Genomic DNA, 15475 nt, shown 5'->3' with positions numbered 1-15475 from the left:
GATGCGTCTTCGAACCTTCCTGAGACCCGCCGGTCTCCTCGCGGCCGCCGGGCTGCTGCTGGGCACGATCGCTCCCGCCGCGGGCGCCGCCACCGGCCCCGGACCCGGCGTCGGCTGGATCCGCGTGGGGCACCTGTCGCCGGGGGTGCCGCCGGTCGACATCTACTTCGCGCCGTTCGGGCAACCCGAGAAGGTGGTGATCCGCAAGGCGGGCTACGGCGCCGTCACGCCGTACTCGTCGCTGGACCCGGGTCAGTACACGCTCTCGATGCGGCCCGCCGACGCCGCGCCGACGACCGCGCCCGCGCTCAGCGCCACGATCTCCGTGGAGCAGCAGAACGCCTACTCGCTGCTGGTGTTCGAGAACGGCCCGGACGGGACGCTGCACGGCAGCCTCGTGACCGACGACCTCACCGCGCCCGGTGCGGGCAAGGGCCGTGTGCGCGTGGTCGAGGGGTCGGCGGCACCCGCCCCGGTGACCGTCGGCGCGGCGGGCGGCATGGCACTCGCCACGAACGCGGCCTACGGCGACACGACGCCGTACGCCGAGGTGCCGGAAGGCACCGTCCCGGTGCAGCTGACGAGCGGCAGCGTCAAGGCGGACGCCGACGTCCCCGTGGCGGCCGGTTCGTCGACCACCTTGCTGGTGACGCAGGACAACGGCGCGCTGAGGGCGACCCCGATCTCCGACGGCGCCGGCCTGCCCAACCCGCCGAAGCTCGGCGTCGAGACCGGAGGCGGCGCCACCGCGTCCGGCGGCGACCACTCCGAACGGTGGTTCGCGGGCGGCGTCGGACTGTTCCTGCTCGTGCTGGTGCTCACGCCGCTGGTCCGGCGGATTCGGGAAGGCCGTGCGCGCTGACCTGATCCGGGTGTGCTGCGCGGTCACGCTGGTCTGCGCCGCGTGCACGCCGGCACCGTCCACAGTGGTCCCGGCGGTGACGCCGGCTTCCGCTCAGCCCACCGCCACTGTGCCGACCTCGCCCGTTCCGACCGCGGGCAGTGTCGGACCGCTGCTTCCTTCGGCGGACGTGCGCCCGGTCCGCCTGACGATCCCGGCGATCGCGATCGACGTGCGCGGGCTGGTCCCGCTCGCCCTCGGCCCGGCGCACGAGCTGCGGGCGCCGGCGAGCTTCGCCGATGTCGGCTGGTACGCCGCCGGCCCGGTACCGGGTGATCCCGGGCCGGCGGTGATCGCCGCCCACGTGGACTCCCGGTCCGGGCCGGCGCCGTTCTTCCGCCTGCGCGAGCTTCGGCCCGGTGACGAGATCCGCGTCGAGCGCTCCGACGGCGCCGCCACCCGCTTCGTCGTCGACGCCGTGCAGCGCTACCCGAAGGACGCTTTCCCGACCGACGCCGTCTACGGTCCCGCCCCGGGCGCCGCGTTGCGCCTGATCACCTGCGGCGGCGCGTTCGACGCCGCCGCGCGGTCCTATCGCGACAACGTGGTGGTCTACGCCTCGACCCGCTGGACCTGACCTACTGGGCCGCCGTCGCGCTCCGCTGCGCAAGCTCTTCCCGGAACCGCAGCACGGGCTCGCCGGCCAGGAGACCGCGCCGGGCCAGCGCCGGCCGCACGCCCTCGCCGAACCAGTACGCCTCCTCCAGGTGCGGGTAGCCGGACAGCACGAACTCCGAGACGCCGACCGCGTGGTACTCCTCGATGAGGTCGGCGATCTCCTCGTGGCTGCCGACCAGCGCCGTACCCGCGCCGCCGCGCACGAGGCCGATGCCGGCCCACAGGTGCGGGTGGATCTCGAGCCCGCGCGCGCCCGCGTCGAGGCGGCCGCCGTGCAACGCGACCATGCGGCGCTGGCCCTCGGACTCACTCGCCGCGAGTTGCGCCTGCGCCTGCGCGACCTGCGCAGGGTCGAGCGCGTCGAGCAGGCGCTGCGCTTCGGCCCACGCCTCCGCCGACGTGTCGCGCGCGATGGTGTGCAGGCGGACGCCGAACCGGACGGTCCGGCCCTCGGCCGCGGCCAGTGCGCGCACCTTCCCGATCTTCTCCGCGACCTGTGCGGGCGGCTCGCCCCACGTCAGGTAGACGTCGGCGTGACGCGCGGCCACCGGCAGCGCCGCGGGCGAGGAGCCGCCGAAGTACAGCGGTGGCACCGGATCGGGCGCGGCCAGCGTCGTCGCGCCCGCGACTTCGAGGTGCTCGCCGGAGAAGTCGAACGGACGGCCCGACCACACGCCGCGCACGATCGTGAGGAACTCGTCGGTGCGGGCGTAGCGGGCGTCGTGGTCGTGCCAGTCGCCGAAGCGGCGCTGCTCCACCGCGTCGCCGCCGGTCACGATGTTGAGCAGCACCCGGCCCGACGACAGGCGCTGGAACGTGCCGGCCATCTGCGCGGCCAGCGTCGGCGAGATGACGCCGGGCCGGAACGCGACGAGGAACTTCAGCCGGCGCGTCTCGCGGATCAGCGCGGCCGTGGTGAGCCACGCGTCCTCGCACCACGTGCCGGTGGGCGTGAGCACGCCTTCGAACCCGAGCTGCTCGGCCGCCCGGGCGATCTGGGCGAGGTAGTCGAGGTCGGCCGGTCGCTGCGCGGCCCGGCCCAGGGACTTGTTGGCGTGGAAGCGTTCCACGATCGTGCGGCCGTCGCCGCTCGTCGGCAGGAACCAGTGCAGTTTCAGGCTCATCCGTTGCTCCTCACGGCTTCGATGTCGGGCCCGTAGCGGCGGTCTGCGAACGCCGCGAAGTCGACCTTCCCGGGCAGGGTGCCGTCTTCGGTGAAGGCGTCGGCCAGCTGCTGCTCCGAGGCGACGACCGAGTCGTCGAGCGGGATCGGCTCGTCGCGGCCGGCGGACACGGCCTTCTCCGCCACCGCGGGTTCCAGGCCGGTCTCGGCGGCCCACGCCTTCGCCCAGGCGTCGCGGTGGGTGTTGGCCCACAGCTGCGCCTTGACCACGCGCTTCACGAAGTCCTGGATGGCGGAGTTGCGTCCCGGATCGGCGAGTGCGGCGGTGCTCGCGGTCTCGAACGCGAGCCCGTTGGAGCTGCCGCGGCCGTCGGAGAGCACGCGGGCGTGGGCGTCGAGCTGCGCCTGAGCCGTGTAGGGGTCCCAGATCGCCCACGCGTCCACCTGGTGCTGGGTGAAGGCCGCGTAGGCCTCGGACGGCTGCAGGAACGACAGCTTCACGTCCTTCGTGGACATCCCGGCGCGCTTGAGCGTGTTCAGCAGCTGCCCGTGGGCGGAGCTGCCCTTCGACACCGCGATCGTCTTGCCCCGCAGGGAAGCCACGTCCTTCAGCGGCGAGTCCGGCGGCACCAGGATGGCCTCGCGCTCGACGTTGCTCTTCGCGACACTGACCACCGAGATCTTCGCCTTGGCCGCGGCCGCGAAGATGGGCGGCGTGTTGCCGACCCGGCCGATGTCGATCGCGCCGGCCGAGGCCGCTTCCAGCAGCGGCGGTCCGGACGTGAACGTGGACCACTCGATGCGGTAGGGCACGTCGGACAGCAGGTTCGCCGCCGTGAGCAGCGACTTCACCCCGCCTTTCTGGTCGCCGACGCGCAGCATCACCTTCGCCAGGTCGGCCGCCGAAACGGGGGCGGGCACGGGCGCGGGGCCGGTCGCCGCTCCGGACGAGGAGCAAGCGGTGAGCCCGCCGAACAACAGCACCGCGGCTGCGGCGGCGCGGACGGTGTTACGCAGGTGCACCTTCGGTCACTCCCAGGTCGGCCAGCACGCGTGAGCGCACGTCGGCGTGGTCGGTGGCCGTCCGCGGCCGCGGGTGGCCGAGGACGTGTTCGGAGACGATGCGGCCCTCGTCGAGGACCAGCACGCGGTCGGCGAGCAGCAGGGCCTCGTCGACGTCGTGGGTCACGAGCAGCACCGCGGGTTCGTGCGTGCGCCACAGCCGTTCGACGAGCCGGTGCATCGCCAGGCGGGTCAAGGCGTCGAGCGCGCCGAACGGTTCGTCGAGCAGCAGCAGGTCCGGCTCGCGCACGAGCGCGCGGGCGAGCGAAACCCGTTGTGCCTCACCGCCGGACAGCGTCAGCGGCCAGTCGTCCTCGTGCCCGGACAGGCGCACTTCCTCGAGCGCCTGCTCGGCGACGCGGCGATCGCGCGAGTGGTTCCCGTCGTCGCGGCGCAGGCCGAGCACAACGTTGCGCCAGACCTTGCGCCACGGCAGCAGGCGCGGCTGCTGGAACGCGACCGACACGGTGCCCTCGACGTGCGCGGTGCCGTCGATTTCCGTGTCGAGCCCGGCGAGCACGCGCAGCAGCGTCGACTTGCCCGAGCCGCTCCGGCCGAGCAGCGCGACGAACTCGCCACGGCCGATCTCGAGCTCCAGTCCGTCGAGGACGGTCCGCTCGCCGAACCGTTTCGTCAGGTCGCGCACCGCGACCACCGGCGTCACGGGGCCAGCCATCGCAGCGCCCTCCGTTCCAGGAGCCGCACCAGCGCGTCGGTCACGAGGCCGAGGATCGCGTAGACGATCAGGCCGACGACCACGACGTCGGTGCGGAGGAATTCGCGGGCGTTGTTGATGAGGTAGCCCAGGCCTGCGTCGGCGTTCACGGTCTCGCCGACGATCAGCGCGAGCCACGCCAGCCCGAGCGACTGCCGCAAGCCCACCAGTGCCTGCGGCAGCGCGCCGGGCAGGATCACGTGCCACAGCCGTTCACCGCGCGTGAAACCCAGTGCCCGCGCCGCTTCCACCAGCCGGGCGTCGGCCGTGCGGATTCCCGAGTGGACGTTCAGGTAGAGCGGGAACGCGACCCCGAGGGCCACGAGCACGATCTTCGTCTCCTCGCCGATCCCGAACCACAGGATGAACAACGGGATCAGCCCGAGGAACGGCAGCGTCCGCAGCATCTGCACGGGCGGGTCGACCAGTGCCTCGCCCCAGCGCGACAGCCCGGCGACGATCCCGAGCAGCACGCCGACGACGGCGCCGAGCGCGAACCCCGCTCCGACCCGGCCGAGCGACACGACGAACGCGTTGCCCAGCTCGCCGGTGCGGGCGAGGTCGACCGCGCTGGTCAGCACCGTCCACGGGGCGCTGAGCTTCTCCGGTGGCAGCACGCCGGTGGAGCTCGCCAGCTGCCACGCGGCCACGAGCACGACCGGGCTGATCCAGCGCCGCAGGGAAATCCGGCGCCTGGCCGGTCGTTGCGCGGGCCTGGGCGGCCCGGTGGCTTCGGGTTTTCGGGCGCGCGTCAGCACACCCGTGGTGGAAATCGACACGGATTTCTCCCGGGTACGGGTTTTTGCTACGGGGAAAGGGGAAACGCTCAGCAGGAACGGCAGATCGCGCTCGCCTGCTGCCGGAGGTCGACGTGCAGGCGGCTCACGAGCAGCGCGCCGAGGTTCATGACCCGAGCTTCACCCGATCCGGCGGACCGCGTCAACAAAGCCCACGCCGGCTCCCAGGCACTGGAACCGGCACGGCGCTTGTGCCGCCTGTGCACGCCCGGAACGGCGCCGGCGATCCGAGGAGTGGGACGGCGTCAGGCGCCGAACATCCGGTGCCACTCGTCGAGCGAACGCGGCCGGAACACGAAGTTGGTGTCCTTCACGTGGGACAGCGCGGCCGACGGCTCGGCCGAGTACTGGTGGCCCGGGTAGACGACGGGGTCGCCGGGCAGCGTCGCGAGCCACTGGAGGCTGCGGTAGATCGCGTCGGAGTCACCGCCCGGGAAGTCGGTGCGGCCGCAGCCCTCGAGGAACAGCGTGTCGCCCGAGACGAGCCGGTCGCCGACGAGGAAGCACTGGCTGCCCGGCGTGTGGCCGGGCGTGTGCAGCAGCCGGATGTCGATCGCGCCGACGCCGAGCACGTCGTCGTGGTCGTGCGCGCGCAGGTCGGTGCCGGACACGCCGGTCACGCGGCGGACCCACTCGGTCTCTTCGGTGTTGACGTGGATCGGCACCTGCTGGATCGCGAGCAGCTCGGCGATGCCGGGCAGCGAGAAGCCCATCATGTCGCCGCCGACGTGATCGGGGTGGTGGTGCGTGGCGAGCACGCCGGTCAGGCGCATGCCGTCGTCGTGGAGCACCTGCACCAGGTCGCCCACCGCGTAGGCCGGATCCACGATCACGGCCTCACCCGACTCGCGGTCGCCGATCAGGTAGGCGAAGTTGACCATCTGCGTCGCGACCGGGTCCCCGACCGCGAAATCCCGGCCGGCGAGCAGTTGGCGGAAGTACAGCTGGTCTGCCATGGGCGCAGCCTATCGGCTCACTCCCCCACCTCACCGTCGGCCAGCTCGCGCAGCGCGTCGAGGTGCCCGACGTGGCGGGCGGTCTCCTGCACGACGTGGGCCAGCACCCACCGCACCGTGAACGCCCCACCGCGGCGCGTCCGGTCCCCGGGCGTGAGCCCCGCCAGCGCCGCCGCCGACCGCTCCCACTCCGCGCGGTAAGCGGCGACCACCGACGCCGGGTCGTCCTCGCCGGCCAGGTCCCAGCTCGGGTCCGGCGAACCCGCCCACAACGACGGCGCGTCGGCCCCACCGGCCTCGATCGAGAGCCACCACCGCTCGACGGCCGTCAGGTGCTTCAGCACGCCGAGCGCACTCATCCGCGGCGAGCTCGGCAGCGGCGCCGCGGCCGCCTGCTCCCGGCTCAGGCCCGCGACCTTGTTCACCGCGGTCGCCCGCAGGAAGTCCAGGAACCGCAGCTGGACGGTCAGCTCGTCGCCGCTCAACGGGTCGGGCCGGGCCCGCTCGACCTTCGAACTCGTGTTCGACATGGCCGGCAGCCTACAACGCGGGGCATGGGCATGCTGGCACGATGACCGGCCACGACGACCTTCCGGTCCTGGTCATCGACGGGTCCCGGTTCTCCGACTTCGCGGGGTTCACCCGCGAGTTCTCCGGGCTGCTCGACGGCTACCGCTGGCGAGGGAGTCTCGACGCGTTCAACGACGTGCTCCGGGGCGGCTTCGGCACCCCGGACGGCGGCTGGGTCCTGCGCTGGCTCGACTCACGGACGTCTCGGGCCGCGCTCGGTCACGAGGCGACGATCCTCCGGCTGACCGAGCTGCTCCGGACCTGCCACCCGTCGAACCGGCCCTCGATCGAGGCCAGGATCGCCGCCGCGCGGCGAGGTGCGGGCCCGACCCTGTTCGACGAGATCGTCGGCATCATCCGCAACCACGGGCCGGGCGGTCGCGAAGCCGAGGACCGCGTCCTCCTCGAGCTGGCCTGAGGGCGCCTCCGCCGGGGGAACGGCCTGACCTCCGCCACCCCGCCCGGAATAGGGTGACGGTCATGGTGTGGGGACTGCTGTGTGCGCTGCTCTCGGCCGTGGCGTACGGCGTCGCGTCGGTGATGCAGGCCGTGGCGGCGAAGGCGACGCCCGACGCGGGCGCGGGGGTCGACCCGCGGTTGCTGCTGCGGGTGCTGCGGCAGTGGAAGTACGTGGCCGGCCTGGGGCTGGACGTGCTCGGGTTCGTCGCGCAGATCGCCGCCCTGCACGTGTTGCCATTGTTCGTCGTCCAGGCCACGCAGGCGGCGAGCCTGGCGGTGACCGCCGTGGCCGCGCGGGTGTTCGGCGTGCGGCTCGGGGCGCGCGAGTGGGCGGCCGTCGCCGTGGTGTGCGCGGGCCTGGCGTTGCTGGGTTCGGCGGCGCAGAGCGAAGGTTCGGACCAGGTGGGCCTGGGCTTCCGGCTGGCGCTCGCGGGCGCCGTGGTGGTGCTCGGGCTGGCGGGGATCGCGGCGGGCAAAGCCGGGCGACGCGTCCGCACGCCGGCGCTGGGGCTGATCGCCGGGCTGTGCTTCGGGCTGGTCGCGGTGGCGGGCCGGGTCATCCCGAGTCTCGCCCCGCTCGACCTGCTGACCGACCCCGCGCTGTACATCCTCGCGGTGTCCGGCGGCCTGGCGATGCTGTTCTACGCCACGGCGTTGCAGCGCGGCAGCGTGACCACGTCGACCGCGATGATGGTGCTCGGCGAGACCGTGCTGCCCTCGCTCATCGGCGTCGTGCTGCTCGGCGACCGCACGCGGCCCGGCTTCGTCGTCGTGGCGATCGCCGGGTTCGTGCTCGCGGTCACCGCGGCGCTCGCGCTGGCCCGCTTCGGCGAGCCGGCGCCGATCGAGCAGCCCGTCTGAGGCTCAGCCGCGGTTGCGCCGCCACTGGTTCGACAGCAGCCACATCAGGTAGAGCCCGCCGATCGCGCCGGTCGCGATGCCGACGGGCAGGCCTTCCTCGCCGAACACCAGGCGCGTCACCAGGTCACTGGCCACGAGCAGCAGCGCGCCCATCAATGCCGAGGACACCAGCGCCGGTTTCGCCGAGCGCGCCAGCCGTTTCGCCAGCTGCGGCGCGGCGAGCGCGACGAACGCGATGGGTCCCGTCGCGGCAGTGGCGATCGCGCACAGCGTCACGGCCACCGCGAGCAGCACCGCGCGGCTGCGCTCCACCGGCACCCCGAGCCCCTTGGCCGAGTCGTCGCCCATCTCCAGCAGCGCGAGCCGCCGGCCGTAGCCGAACGCGAGCGGCAGCAGCACCGCGACGGCGATCGCGACCGGCCAGATCTCGTCCCAGCCGCGGCCGTTGAGGCCGCCGACCAGCCACGCCTGCGCCGCGTACGCGTCCTGCAGCGAAGCCCGCGTGATGAGGTACGAGTTGGCGGCCGTGAGCATGGCCGCGACCCCGATGCCGACCAGGATCATCCGGAACCCCTGCAGCCCGCGCCGGTAGGCGAGCAGCCCGACGGCCAGCGCCGTGAGCACGCCACCGGCGAGCGCGCCGAGCGCCACCTCGCCGGAACCACCGTGCGCCAGCACGATCACGAGCAGCGCGCCGGTCGCCGAGCCCTCGGTGAACCCGATGACGTCCGGGCTGCCCAGCGGGTTTCCGGACAGGCTCTGCAGCACACCACCGCTCACCGCGAGCGCCGCGCCGACCAGGACCGCGAGCAGCAGCCGCGGCAGCCGCAGCGTGGTCACGATGAACTCCGTGCCCGCGTCGCCGAAGCCGAAGAGCGTCTTCACGACGTCGAGCACCGACAGCGGGTAGTCACCCGTCGTCATGCTCACGGCGCTCAGCCCGAACAGCACCACGGCGAGCACGATGCCCACCACCCACGCGCGTGGTGTCACGCGCAGCGAAACCCGCCGCGTCCGGACGGGACGGTCCTCGATCGCGGTCACAGGCGCGCCAGCTTCCGGTGCCGGCACAGCGCGATGAACACCGGCGCGCCGAGGAACGCGGTCACGATGCCCACCTGCAGTTCCTCCGGCGGGTTGAGGATGCGGCCGATCACGTCGGACCCGATCAGCAGCACCGGCGAGAGGATCATCGAGTACGGCAGCACCCACCGCTGGTCCGGACCCACCAGGATCCGCACGGCCTGCGGCACCGCCAGCCCGATGAACGCGATCGGTCCGATGGCCGCCGTCGAAGCCCCGCACAGCAGGGTGACCGCGATCGCGCCCAGGACTCGTGTGCGGCCGATGTGCGCGCCGAGCGCCTTGCCGGTCTGCTCGCCCAGCGCGAGCACGTTGAGCGGCCGCGCGAGCAGCAGCGCCAGCACGATGCCGATCGCGATGAACGGCGACACCTGCACCAGCACGTCCGCGCGCCGGCCGCTGAGCGAGCCGACGTTCCAGAACCGGAACTGGTTGAACGTGTCGGGGTCGATGAGCAGCACCGCGCCGATGTAGGCCTGCAGCACGGCGGTGAGCGCCGCGCCCGACATCACGAGCCGGTCGGGCGTCGCGCCGCCGCGACCCGCGGTGCCGAGCAGGTAGACCACCACCGAGGCGACGGCGGCGCCGAGGAACGCGAACCACACGTAGCCGAGCACGGTCGTGACGCCGGTGAACGCGATGGCCGAGACCACCGCGGCGGCCGCGCCGTTGTTCACGCCGAGCAGGCCCGGGTCGGCGAGCGGGTTGCGCGTGAGCGCCTGCATCACCGCTCCCGCAAGGCCGAGAGCTGCGCCGACGAGGGCGCCGAGCAAGGTCCGCGGCAGCCGCTGGTCGTGGATGATGACCGCGTCGGCGCTGCCGTCGTTGTGCCAGAGCACCGACCAGGTCGAGCCGAACGGGATGCTCTTCGAGCCCACCCAGAGGCTCACCAGCATGACCAGCACGAGCAGCGCGACAGCACACACCAGGCCGCCGCCGCGCAGGGTTCGGCCCCGCCCCCGGTGCGCGGGTGGCCCCGCCGCCACGGGTGGGCTGACGCTGACGACCACCGACACCTCCTGCGGACCGGGCACTCCTTCGCGGGCGGTTCTTAGACTAGCCTTACCTATCAAGACGCGGTGCAGGCGGCACGCTGGGCAGGTCGAGCGAAAGGGAGGGCGCCGGTGACGACGGCTGCAGCGACGACCGGGCGGGACGTGCTGCGGCGCGCGATCTCCGGACAGCGGGGGGCCGTGACGCTCTCCTCGATCCTCGCCGCCGCGCACCAGGGCGGCGAAGCTCTGGTACCCGTGGTGATCGGTGTGGTCATCGACCGTGCCGTGGCCGACAGCTCCGTGCTCACCCTGATCACCTGGCTCGGGGTGCTCGCGGTGGTGTTCCTGGTGCTGTCCTCCAGCTACCGCTTCGGCGCGCGGGCCGCGGAACGCGCGGCCGAGCGCGCCGCGCACGACATCCGGCTCTCGCTCTCCCGGCGCGTGCTGCATTCGCGCGGTGGCACCGAAACCGGCGCGCTCGCGGGTGAGCTGGCCAGCATCGGGACCTCGGACGCGCGGCGCGTCGGGATGATCAACGCAACGCTGCCGTTCGGGGTCTCGGCGCTGGCGGGCCTCGTGGTCAGCGCGGTCGTGCTGCTGCGGATGTCCGTGCCCCTCGGCCTGCTGGTTCTGCTCGGCACTCCCCCGTTGCTGTTGCTCGCGCACCTGATCGGCAAGCCGCTGGAGAAGCGCAGCGAGGTCGAGCAGGAGCGCGCGGCGCACGCGTCGGGTGTCGCGGCCGACCTGGTGGCGGGGCTGCGCGTGCTCAAGGGCATCGGCGCGGAACCGGCCGCCGTCGATCGGTATCGCCGCACCAGCCGGGATTCGCTGCTGGCCACCGTCCGCGCCGCCCGCGCGCAGGCGTGGCACAACGGCGCGCTGCTCGCGTTGACGGGCATCTTCATCGCGCTGGTGGCGCTCGTCGGCGGGAACCTCGCGGCCAACGGTGACATCAGCGTCGGCGACCTGGTCGCGGCGGTCGGGCTCGCGCAGTTCCTGCAGACCCCGTTCTCGATCTTCGCGTGGGTCAACGGCCAGTTCGCCCAGGGCCGCGCGTCCGCCGGGCGCGTCGCGACCGTGCTCAACTCGCCGCTCGCCGTGCCCGAGGGCACCGCTTCCCTGCCGGCGCCGGCCGCGGGCGGGATCGAGCTTTCCCGCGTGACACACGGAAAGCTGCGGGAGCTGGACCTGGCCGTGCCCGGCGGACAGCTGCTGGGGATCGTCACCGCAGACCCGGCGATGGCCACCGACCTGCTCGACTGCCTGGGCCGCTTCGCCGATCCCGGCACCGGCACGGTGCGCGTCGACGCGGTCGACCTGTCCACTGTGGACCCGGACCGCGTCCGGGAGGTGGTGCTCGTGGCCGCCCACGACGCCGATCTGTTCGAAGGAACCCTGGAGGAGAACGTGCGAGCGGGTGGTCCGGCGGTGCCGGACGGAGTGCTGGCGGCCGCGGCCGCCGACGAGGTGGCGAGCACGCTGCCGTCCGGCGCGGCCACGGCCGTCACCGAACGGGGGCGCTCGCTCTCGGGCGGGCAACGGCAACGGGTCGCGCTCGCACGGGCGCTGGCGGCGGACACACCGGTGCTCGTGCTGCACGACCCGACCACCGCCGTCGACACGGTCACCGAAGCCCGGATCGCCGACGGCATCGCCCGGCTGCGCCGCGGCCGCACCACGATCGTGGTCACGACCAGCCCGGCGCTGCTCGCGGCCACCGAGCGCGTGGTACTGCTCGACGAGGGGCGGGTGGTCGCCGAAGGTGAGCACGCCGGCCTCGTGCGCGAGCGCGCCGACTACCGCGCGGCGGTGCTTTCGTGAGCACCCGCGAGCTGCTCCCGACCGCGGACGGGCACCGCATCCGCGCGGTACTGGGCGAACTGCTGCGCCGCTCGAAGGCGCGCGCCGCCGGGTCCTTCGCCTTCGTCGTGGCCGCCACGGCCGTCGGCCTGCTCACCGCGGCGCTGCTGGGCCGCGTCGTCGACATCGTCGCGCAGCACCGCCCGGCCACGGACCTCGTGACGCCGGTCGTGGAGCTCGTCCTCGTGGCGGTCGCTTCGGCCATCGCCACGGCCATCGGGACCTCGATGCTCGCCCGCCTCGGCGAGACGATGCTGGCGGATCTGCGGGAACGGTTCGTGGACCGCGCGCTGGGGCTTCCGCTGGAACAGGTGGAGAAGGCCGGTTCCGGCGACCTCACCACCCGGGTGACCAACGACGTGTCGGTCGTCGCGGAGGCCGTGCGCGAGGCCTTGCCGGAGCTGGGCCGGTCGGTGCTCACGATCGTGCTGACGCTCGTGGCCATGGCCGTGCTCGACTGGCGGTTCCTCCTCGCGGCCCTGCTCGCCGTGCCGATCCAGCTCCACACCGTGCGCTGGTACGTCCGGCAGGCGAAGCCGCTGTACGCGGCGCAACGGGCCGCGGTCGGTGCACAGCAACAGCAGCTGCTCGACACGATCGGCGGCGCCAAGACCGTGCGCGCGTTCCGGCTGGCCGACGAGCACGTGGAGCGCGTGCGGCAACGTTCGGACGGCGCGGTCGAGCTGGCGTTGCGCGGAATCCGCCTGGTGACCCGGTTCTTCGGCCGGCTGAACCTCGCGGAGTTCGTCGGGCTCTCGGCCGTGCTCGCGGCCGGGTACCTGCTCGTGGGCGCGAACCTCGCGACGGTCGGCGTCGCCACCGCGGCGGCGCTGTACTTCCACAGCCTGTTCGGCCCGATCAACACCGCACTCGCGCTCGTCGACGACGCCCAGGCGGCCACGGCCGGCCTCGCGCGGCTGATCGGCGTGGCCGACCTGCCCGCACCGGTCGAACCGCGGCAGCCGGCGCGGCCGGTCGACTCGTCGGTGAAGGCCGGCGCGCTGCGGCACTCCTATGTGGACGGTCACCCGGTGCTGCGCGAGGTGGACCTCGACCTGGCGCCCGGCGAACGCGTCGCGCTGGTCGGCGCGAGCGGCGCGGGCAAGACGACGCTGGCGAAACTCATCGCCGGGATCCACCAGCCGGGCTCGGGTTCGGTGTCGCTCGGCGGCGTGCCGCTCATCGAGCTCGGCCCGGCCCAGACGCGGCGGACCGTGGCGCTGATCAGCCAGGAGGTGCACGTCTTCAGCGGCACGCTGGCCGACGACCTGCGGCTGGCGCGACCCGAAGCGTCCGAAGAGGACCTGCGTGCGGCGCTCGCGACGGTCGGCGCGCTGGAGTGGGCCGAGGCGCTGCCCGACGGTCTGGACACGGTCGTCGGTGACGGCGGGCACCAGCTCACGGTCACGCAGGCGCAGCAGCTCGCGCTCGTGCGGCTCGTGCTGGCCGATCCGCCGGTGGCGATCCTCGACGAGGCCACGGCCGAAGCGGGCAGCGCGGGCGCGAAAACGCTGGAAGCAGCCGCCGCGGCGGCGCTGCAGGAACGGACCGGGCTCGTGGTCGCCCACCGGCTCACGCAGGCGGCGGCGTCGGACCGGATCGTGGTGCTCGATGCGGGCACGGTCGTCGAGACGGGCACGCACGACGAGCTGGTCGCCGCGGGCGGCCGGTACGCGACGTTGTGGGCCGCGTGGTCGGGGACACGCCGGGTGGGCGACTCCGTAACGGAGTGAGGCTCGCCGCAGTGGACGGTGGTTGCATCAGCCAGGCGGTCTGACTTAGGTTAGGCAAACCTGATTACTAGTCCGACCAAAAGCAGGCCGCACCCCAAGCAGCACGCAACCGTTGCTACGAAGCCATTCGGCCGTGACGGTGGTCGGATTGGTACTGATCGACACCGTATCGAGAGCGACCGCAAAGGACCGACGATGGCCCGCTTCTCCCTCCTGTCCGCCGCGCGCGGGCGCGCCCGGACCGCCGGCGCGCTCGCCGCGGCGCTCGTGCTCGCCGGCACGCTCACGGCGTGCGGCTCCGACACCCCCGCCGCGCCGGGCTCGACCGGCGCGTCCGGCGCCACGGACCCCGGCGCGTTCCCGGTCACCATCGAGCACAAGTACGGCTCCACGACGATCGAGAAGGCGCCGCAGCGCGTCGTCACCGTCGGCCTGACCGAGCAGGACTCGCTGCTCGCGCTCGGCGTCGTGCCAGTCGGCACGACCGACTGGCTCGGCAACTTCCCCGGCGCCATCGCGCCGTGGGCCAAGGCGAAGCTCGGCAACGCTCCCCTGCCGACCGTGCTCAAGGACGCCGACGGGCCGCAGTTCGAGAAGATCGCCGCGCTGAAGCCGGACCTCATCATCGGCCTGTACTCCGCGCTCACGCAGGAGCAGTACACCACCCTGTCGAAGATCGCGCCGACGATCGCGCAGCCCAAGCAGTACAACGACTACGGCATCCCGTGGCAGGAGACGACCAAGACGGTCGGCAAGGCAGTGGGCAAGGCCAAGGAAGCCGACACGCTCGTCGCCGGCGTCGAAGACCAGTTCGCCAAGGCCCGCGCCGCGCACCCGGAGTTCGCCGGCAAGACCGCGCTGATGGCCACCCAGTACGACGGCTACTTCGTCTACGGCAGCGAGGACCCGCGCTCGCGCATCCTCACGTCGCTGGGCTTCAAGCTGCCCCCGAACCTCGACCGGCTCATCGGCGACAAGTTCGGCGCGAACATCAGCGCGGAACGCACCGACCTGCTCAACGTCGACGCCCTGGTCTGGATCGTCGACACCATCCCGGGCGGCCAGGCGACCCTGGCGAAGGACAAGCTGTACTCGGGCCTGAACGTCGCGAAGCAGAAGCGCGAGGTCTTCATCGAGGACCCGAGCACCTACGGCAGCGCCACGTCGTTCGTCAGCGTGCTCAGCCTGCCCTACACGCTCGAGCGGATCGTCCCCCAGCTCACCGCCGCCGTCGACGGCAACCCGGCCACGGACGTGAAGCCCGCCGCCTGATCCCCCACGCACGCACAACGCCCGGCCGGGAGACGTCCTCCGGCCGGGCGTTGTCGTTTGGCGCAAGGGAATCCGGCGCCGCGGCAAGCACGGCACCTCGCAGCCCAACCTCCGCGCCGCGCTGAGAAGGCTCCCGTCGGTGGCGCGAAGTCCCGGCCACCCCGGCGCCTGGCCGAGCGGGAGCCGCCGACCTGAAACGCCGAACCGCCCGGCCGGAACGTCTCCGGCCGGGCGGTTTCGCGTTGCCGCGTCAGGATTCCATGGCCTCGATGAGGGACTTCGGGCGCAGGTCGGTCCAATTCTGTTCGACGTAGTCGAGGCACGGCCGGCGGGCGTCGGGGCCGAAGGCGGTGGTCCAGCCGGCCGGAACGGCGACGAACTGGGGCCACAGGCTGTGCTGGCCCTCGTCGTTGACGAGCACGAGGTAGGTGCCGTCGGGGTTCTCGAAGGGGTTGGTCATGGTGTTTTCC

Annotated in this window: 16 protein-coding genes; 7 read left to right on the top strand and 9 right to left on the bottom strand. The window is 73.0% G+C overall.

The genetic code is table 11. From position 1 onward, the window contains the following. Window position 1: 1 nt before the first annotated feature. Window positions 2–862: a DUF4397 domain-containing protein gene (locus tag ACFY1H_RS07750; protein WP_386945364.1), complete on the top strand. Its 861-nt coding sequence runs from the start codon at window positions 2–4 to the stop codon at window positions 860–862. Then, window positions 852–1478 carry a class F sortase gene (locus ACFY1H_RS07745; RefSeq protein WP_386945362.1) on the top strand — a complete coding sequence of 209 codons (627 nt, stop codon included), beginning with the start codon at window positions 852–854 and terminating at the stop codon, window positions 1476–1478. The genes ACFY1H_RS07750 and ACFY1H_RS07745 overlap by 11 nt, the downstream gene beginning before the upstream one ends. A gap of 1 nt (window position 1479) precedes the next feature. On the opposite strand, the gene ACFY1H_RS07740 is transcribed toward ACFY1H_RS07745, so the two are convergent. From ACFY1H_RS07740 to ACFY1H_RS07715, 6 genes are all read right to left on the bottom strand, one after another. Then, a complete protein-coding gene (locus ACFY1H_RS07740; protein ID WP_386945360.1) occupies window positions 1480–2643 on the bottom strand; it encodes an LLM class flavin-dependent oxidoreductase in 1164 nt (387 codons plus the stop codon). Beyond that, the gene (locus tag ACFY1H_RS07735; protein WP_386945944.1) at window positions 2640–3659 is read right to left on the bottom strand and encodes an ABC transporter substrate-binding protein; all 1020 of its coding nucleotides are present in this window, start codon (window positions 3657–3659) and stop codon (window positions 2640–2642) included. Before ACFY1H_RS07735 ends, ACFY1H_RS07740 begins: the two co-directional genes overlap by 4 nt. Beyond that, entirely contained in the window at window positions 3652–4380 is a 729-nt protein-coding gene (locus ACFY1H_RS07730) for an ABC transporter ATP-binding protein (RefSeq protein WP_386945358.1), read from the bottom strand. The genes ACFY1H_RS07735 and ACFY1H_RS07730 overlap by 8 nt, the downstream gene beginning before the upstream one ends. Then, complete coding sequence (locus ACFY1H_RS07725) at window positions 4365–5198, bottom strand: ABC transporter permease (RefSeq protein WP_366576344.1); 834 nt, start codon at window positions 5196–5198, stop codon at window positions 4365–4367. Before ACFY1H_RS07725 ends, ACFY1H_RS07730 begins: the two co-directional genes overlap by 16 nt. Before the next feature lie 263 nt (window positions 5199–5461). Continuing rightward, on the bottom strand, window positions 5462–6172 hold the full coding sequence (locus tag ACFY1H_RS07720) for an MBL fold metallo-hydrolase (protein ID WP_386945356.1): 711 nt from the start codon (window positions 6170–6172) through the stop codon (window positions 5462–5464). A 17-nt stretch (window positions 6173–6189) separates the two neighbouring features. Beyond that, entirely contained in the window at window positions 6190–6702 is a 513-nt protein-coding gene (locus ACFY1H_RS07715; protein WP_386945354.1) for a DinB family protein, read from the bottom strand. Between the two features lie 41 nt (window positions 6703–6743). Here ACFY1H_RS07715 and ACFY1H_RS07710 point away from each other — a divergent pair, with 41 nt between their 5' ends. Both ACFY1H_RS07710 and ACFY1H_RS07705 read left to right on the top strand, forming a co-directional pair. Then, entirely contained in the window at window positions 6744–7160 is a 417-nt protein-coding gene (locus ACFY1H_RS07710) for a barnase inhibitor (RefSeq protein WP_386945352.1), read from the top strand. 62 nt (window positions 7161–7222) lie between these two features. After that, window positions 7223–8062, top strand: coding sequence for a DMT family transporter (locus ACFY1H_RS07705; RefSeq protein WP_366576351.1), 840 nt, complete (start codon window positions 7223–7225; stop codon window positions 8060–8062). 3 nt (window positions 8063–8065) lie between these two features. Here the strand turns inward: ACFY1H_RS07705 and ACFY1H_RS07700 are convergent, their stop codons facing one another. Beyond that, entirely contained in the window at window positions 8066–9106 is a 1041-nt protein-coding gene (locus ACFY1H_RS07700; RefSeq protein ID WP_366576353.1) for an iron chelate uptake ABC transporter family permease subunit, read from the bottom strand. After that, on the bottom strand, window positions 9103–10131 hold the full coding sequence (locus ACFY1H_RS07695; RefSeq protein WP_386945942.1) for a FecCD family ABC transporter permease: 1029 nt from the start codon (window positions 10129–10131) through the stop codon (window positions 9103–9105). The genes ACFY1H_RS07700 and ACFY1H_RS07695 overlap by 4 nt, the downstream gene beginning before the upstream one ends. A 138-nt stretch (window positions 10132–10269) precedes the next feature. Between ACFY1H_RS07695 and ACFY1H_RS07690 the strand changes: the two genes are divergently transcribed. From ACFY1H_RS07690 to ACFY1H_RS07680, 3 genes are all read left to right on the top strand, one after another. Further along, a complete protein-coding gene (locus ACFY1H_RS07690) occupies window positions 10270–11961 on the top strand; it encodes an ABC transporter ATP-binding protein (RefSeq protein ID WP_366576357.1) in 1692 nt (563 codons plus the stop codon). Further along, a complete protein-coding gene (locus ACFY1H_RS07685; RefSeq protein WP_386945350.1) occupies window positions 11958–13733 on the top strand; it encodes an ABC transporter ATP-binding protein in 1776 nt (591 codons plus the stop codon). The genes ACFY1H_RS07690 and ACFY1H_RS07685 overlap by 4 nt, the downstream gene beginning before the upstream one ends. Window positions 13734–13928: 195 nt before the next feature. Further along, window positions 13929–15005 carry an iron-siderophore ABC transporter substrate-binding protein gene (locus ACFY1H_RS07680; protein ID WP_386945348.1) on the top strand — a complete coding sequence of 359 codons (1077 nt, stop codon included), beginning with the start codon at window positions 13929–13931 and terminating at the stop codon, window positions 15003–15005. A gap of 250 nt (window positions 15006–15255) precedes the next feature. Here ACFY1H_RS07680 and ACFY1H_RS07675 read toward each other — a convergent pair whose 3' ends face one another. Continuing rightward, entirely contained in the window at window positions 15256–15465 is a 210-nt protein-coding gene (locus tag ACFY1H_RS07675) for an MbtH family protein (RefSeq protein ID WP_386945346.1), read from the bottom strand. Between the last annotated feature and the right edge of the window lie 10 nt (window positions 15466–15475).

It is taken from the genome of Amycolatopsis sp. NPDC001319, assembly GCF_042896185.1.
GTDB lineage: Bacteria > Actinomycetota > Actinomycetes > Mycobacteriales > Pseudonocardiaceae > Amycolatopsis.
Note: the sequence above shows the minus strand (reverse complement) of the source record. Positions and strands in the feature narration are given on the sequence as shown.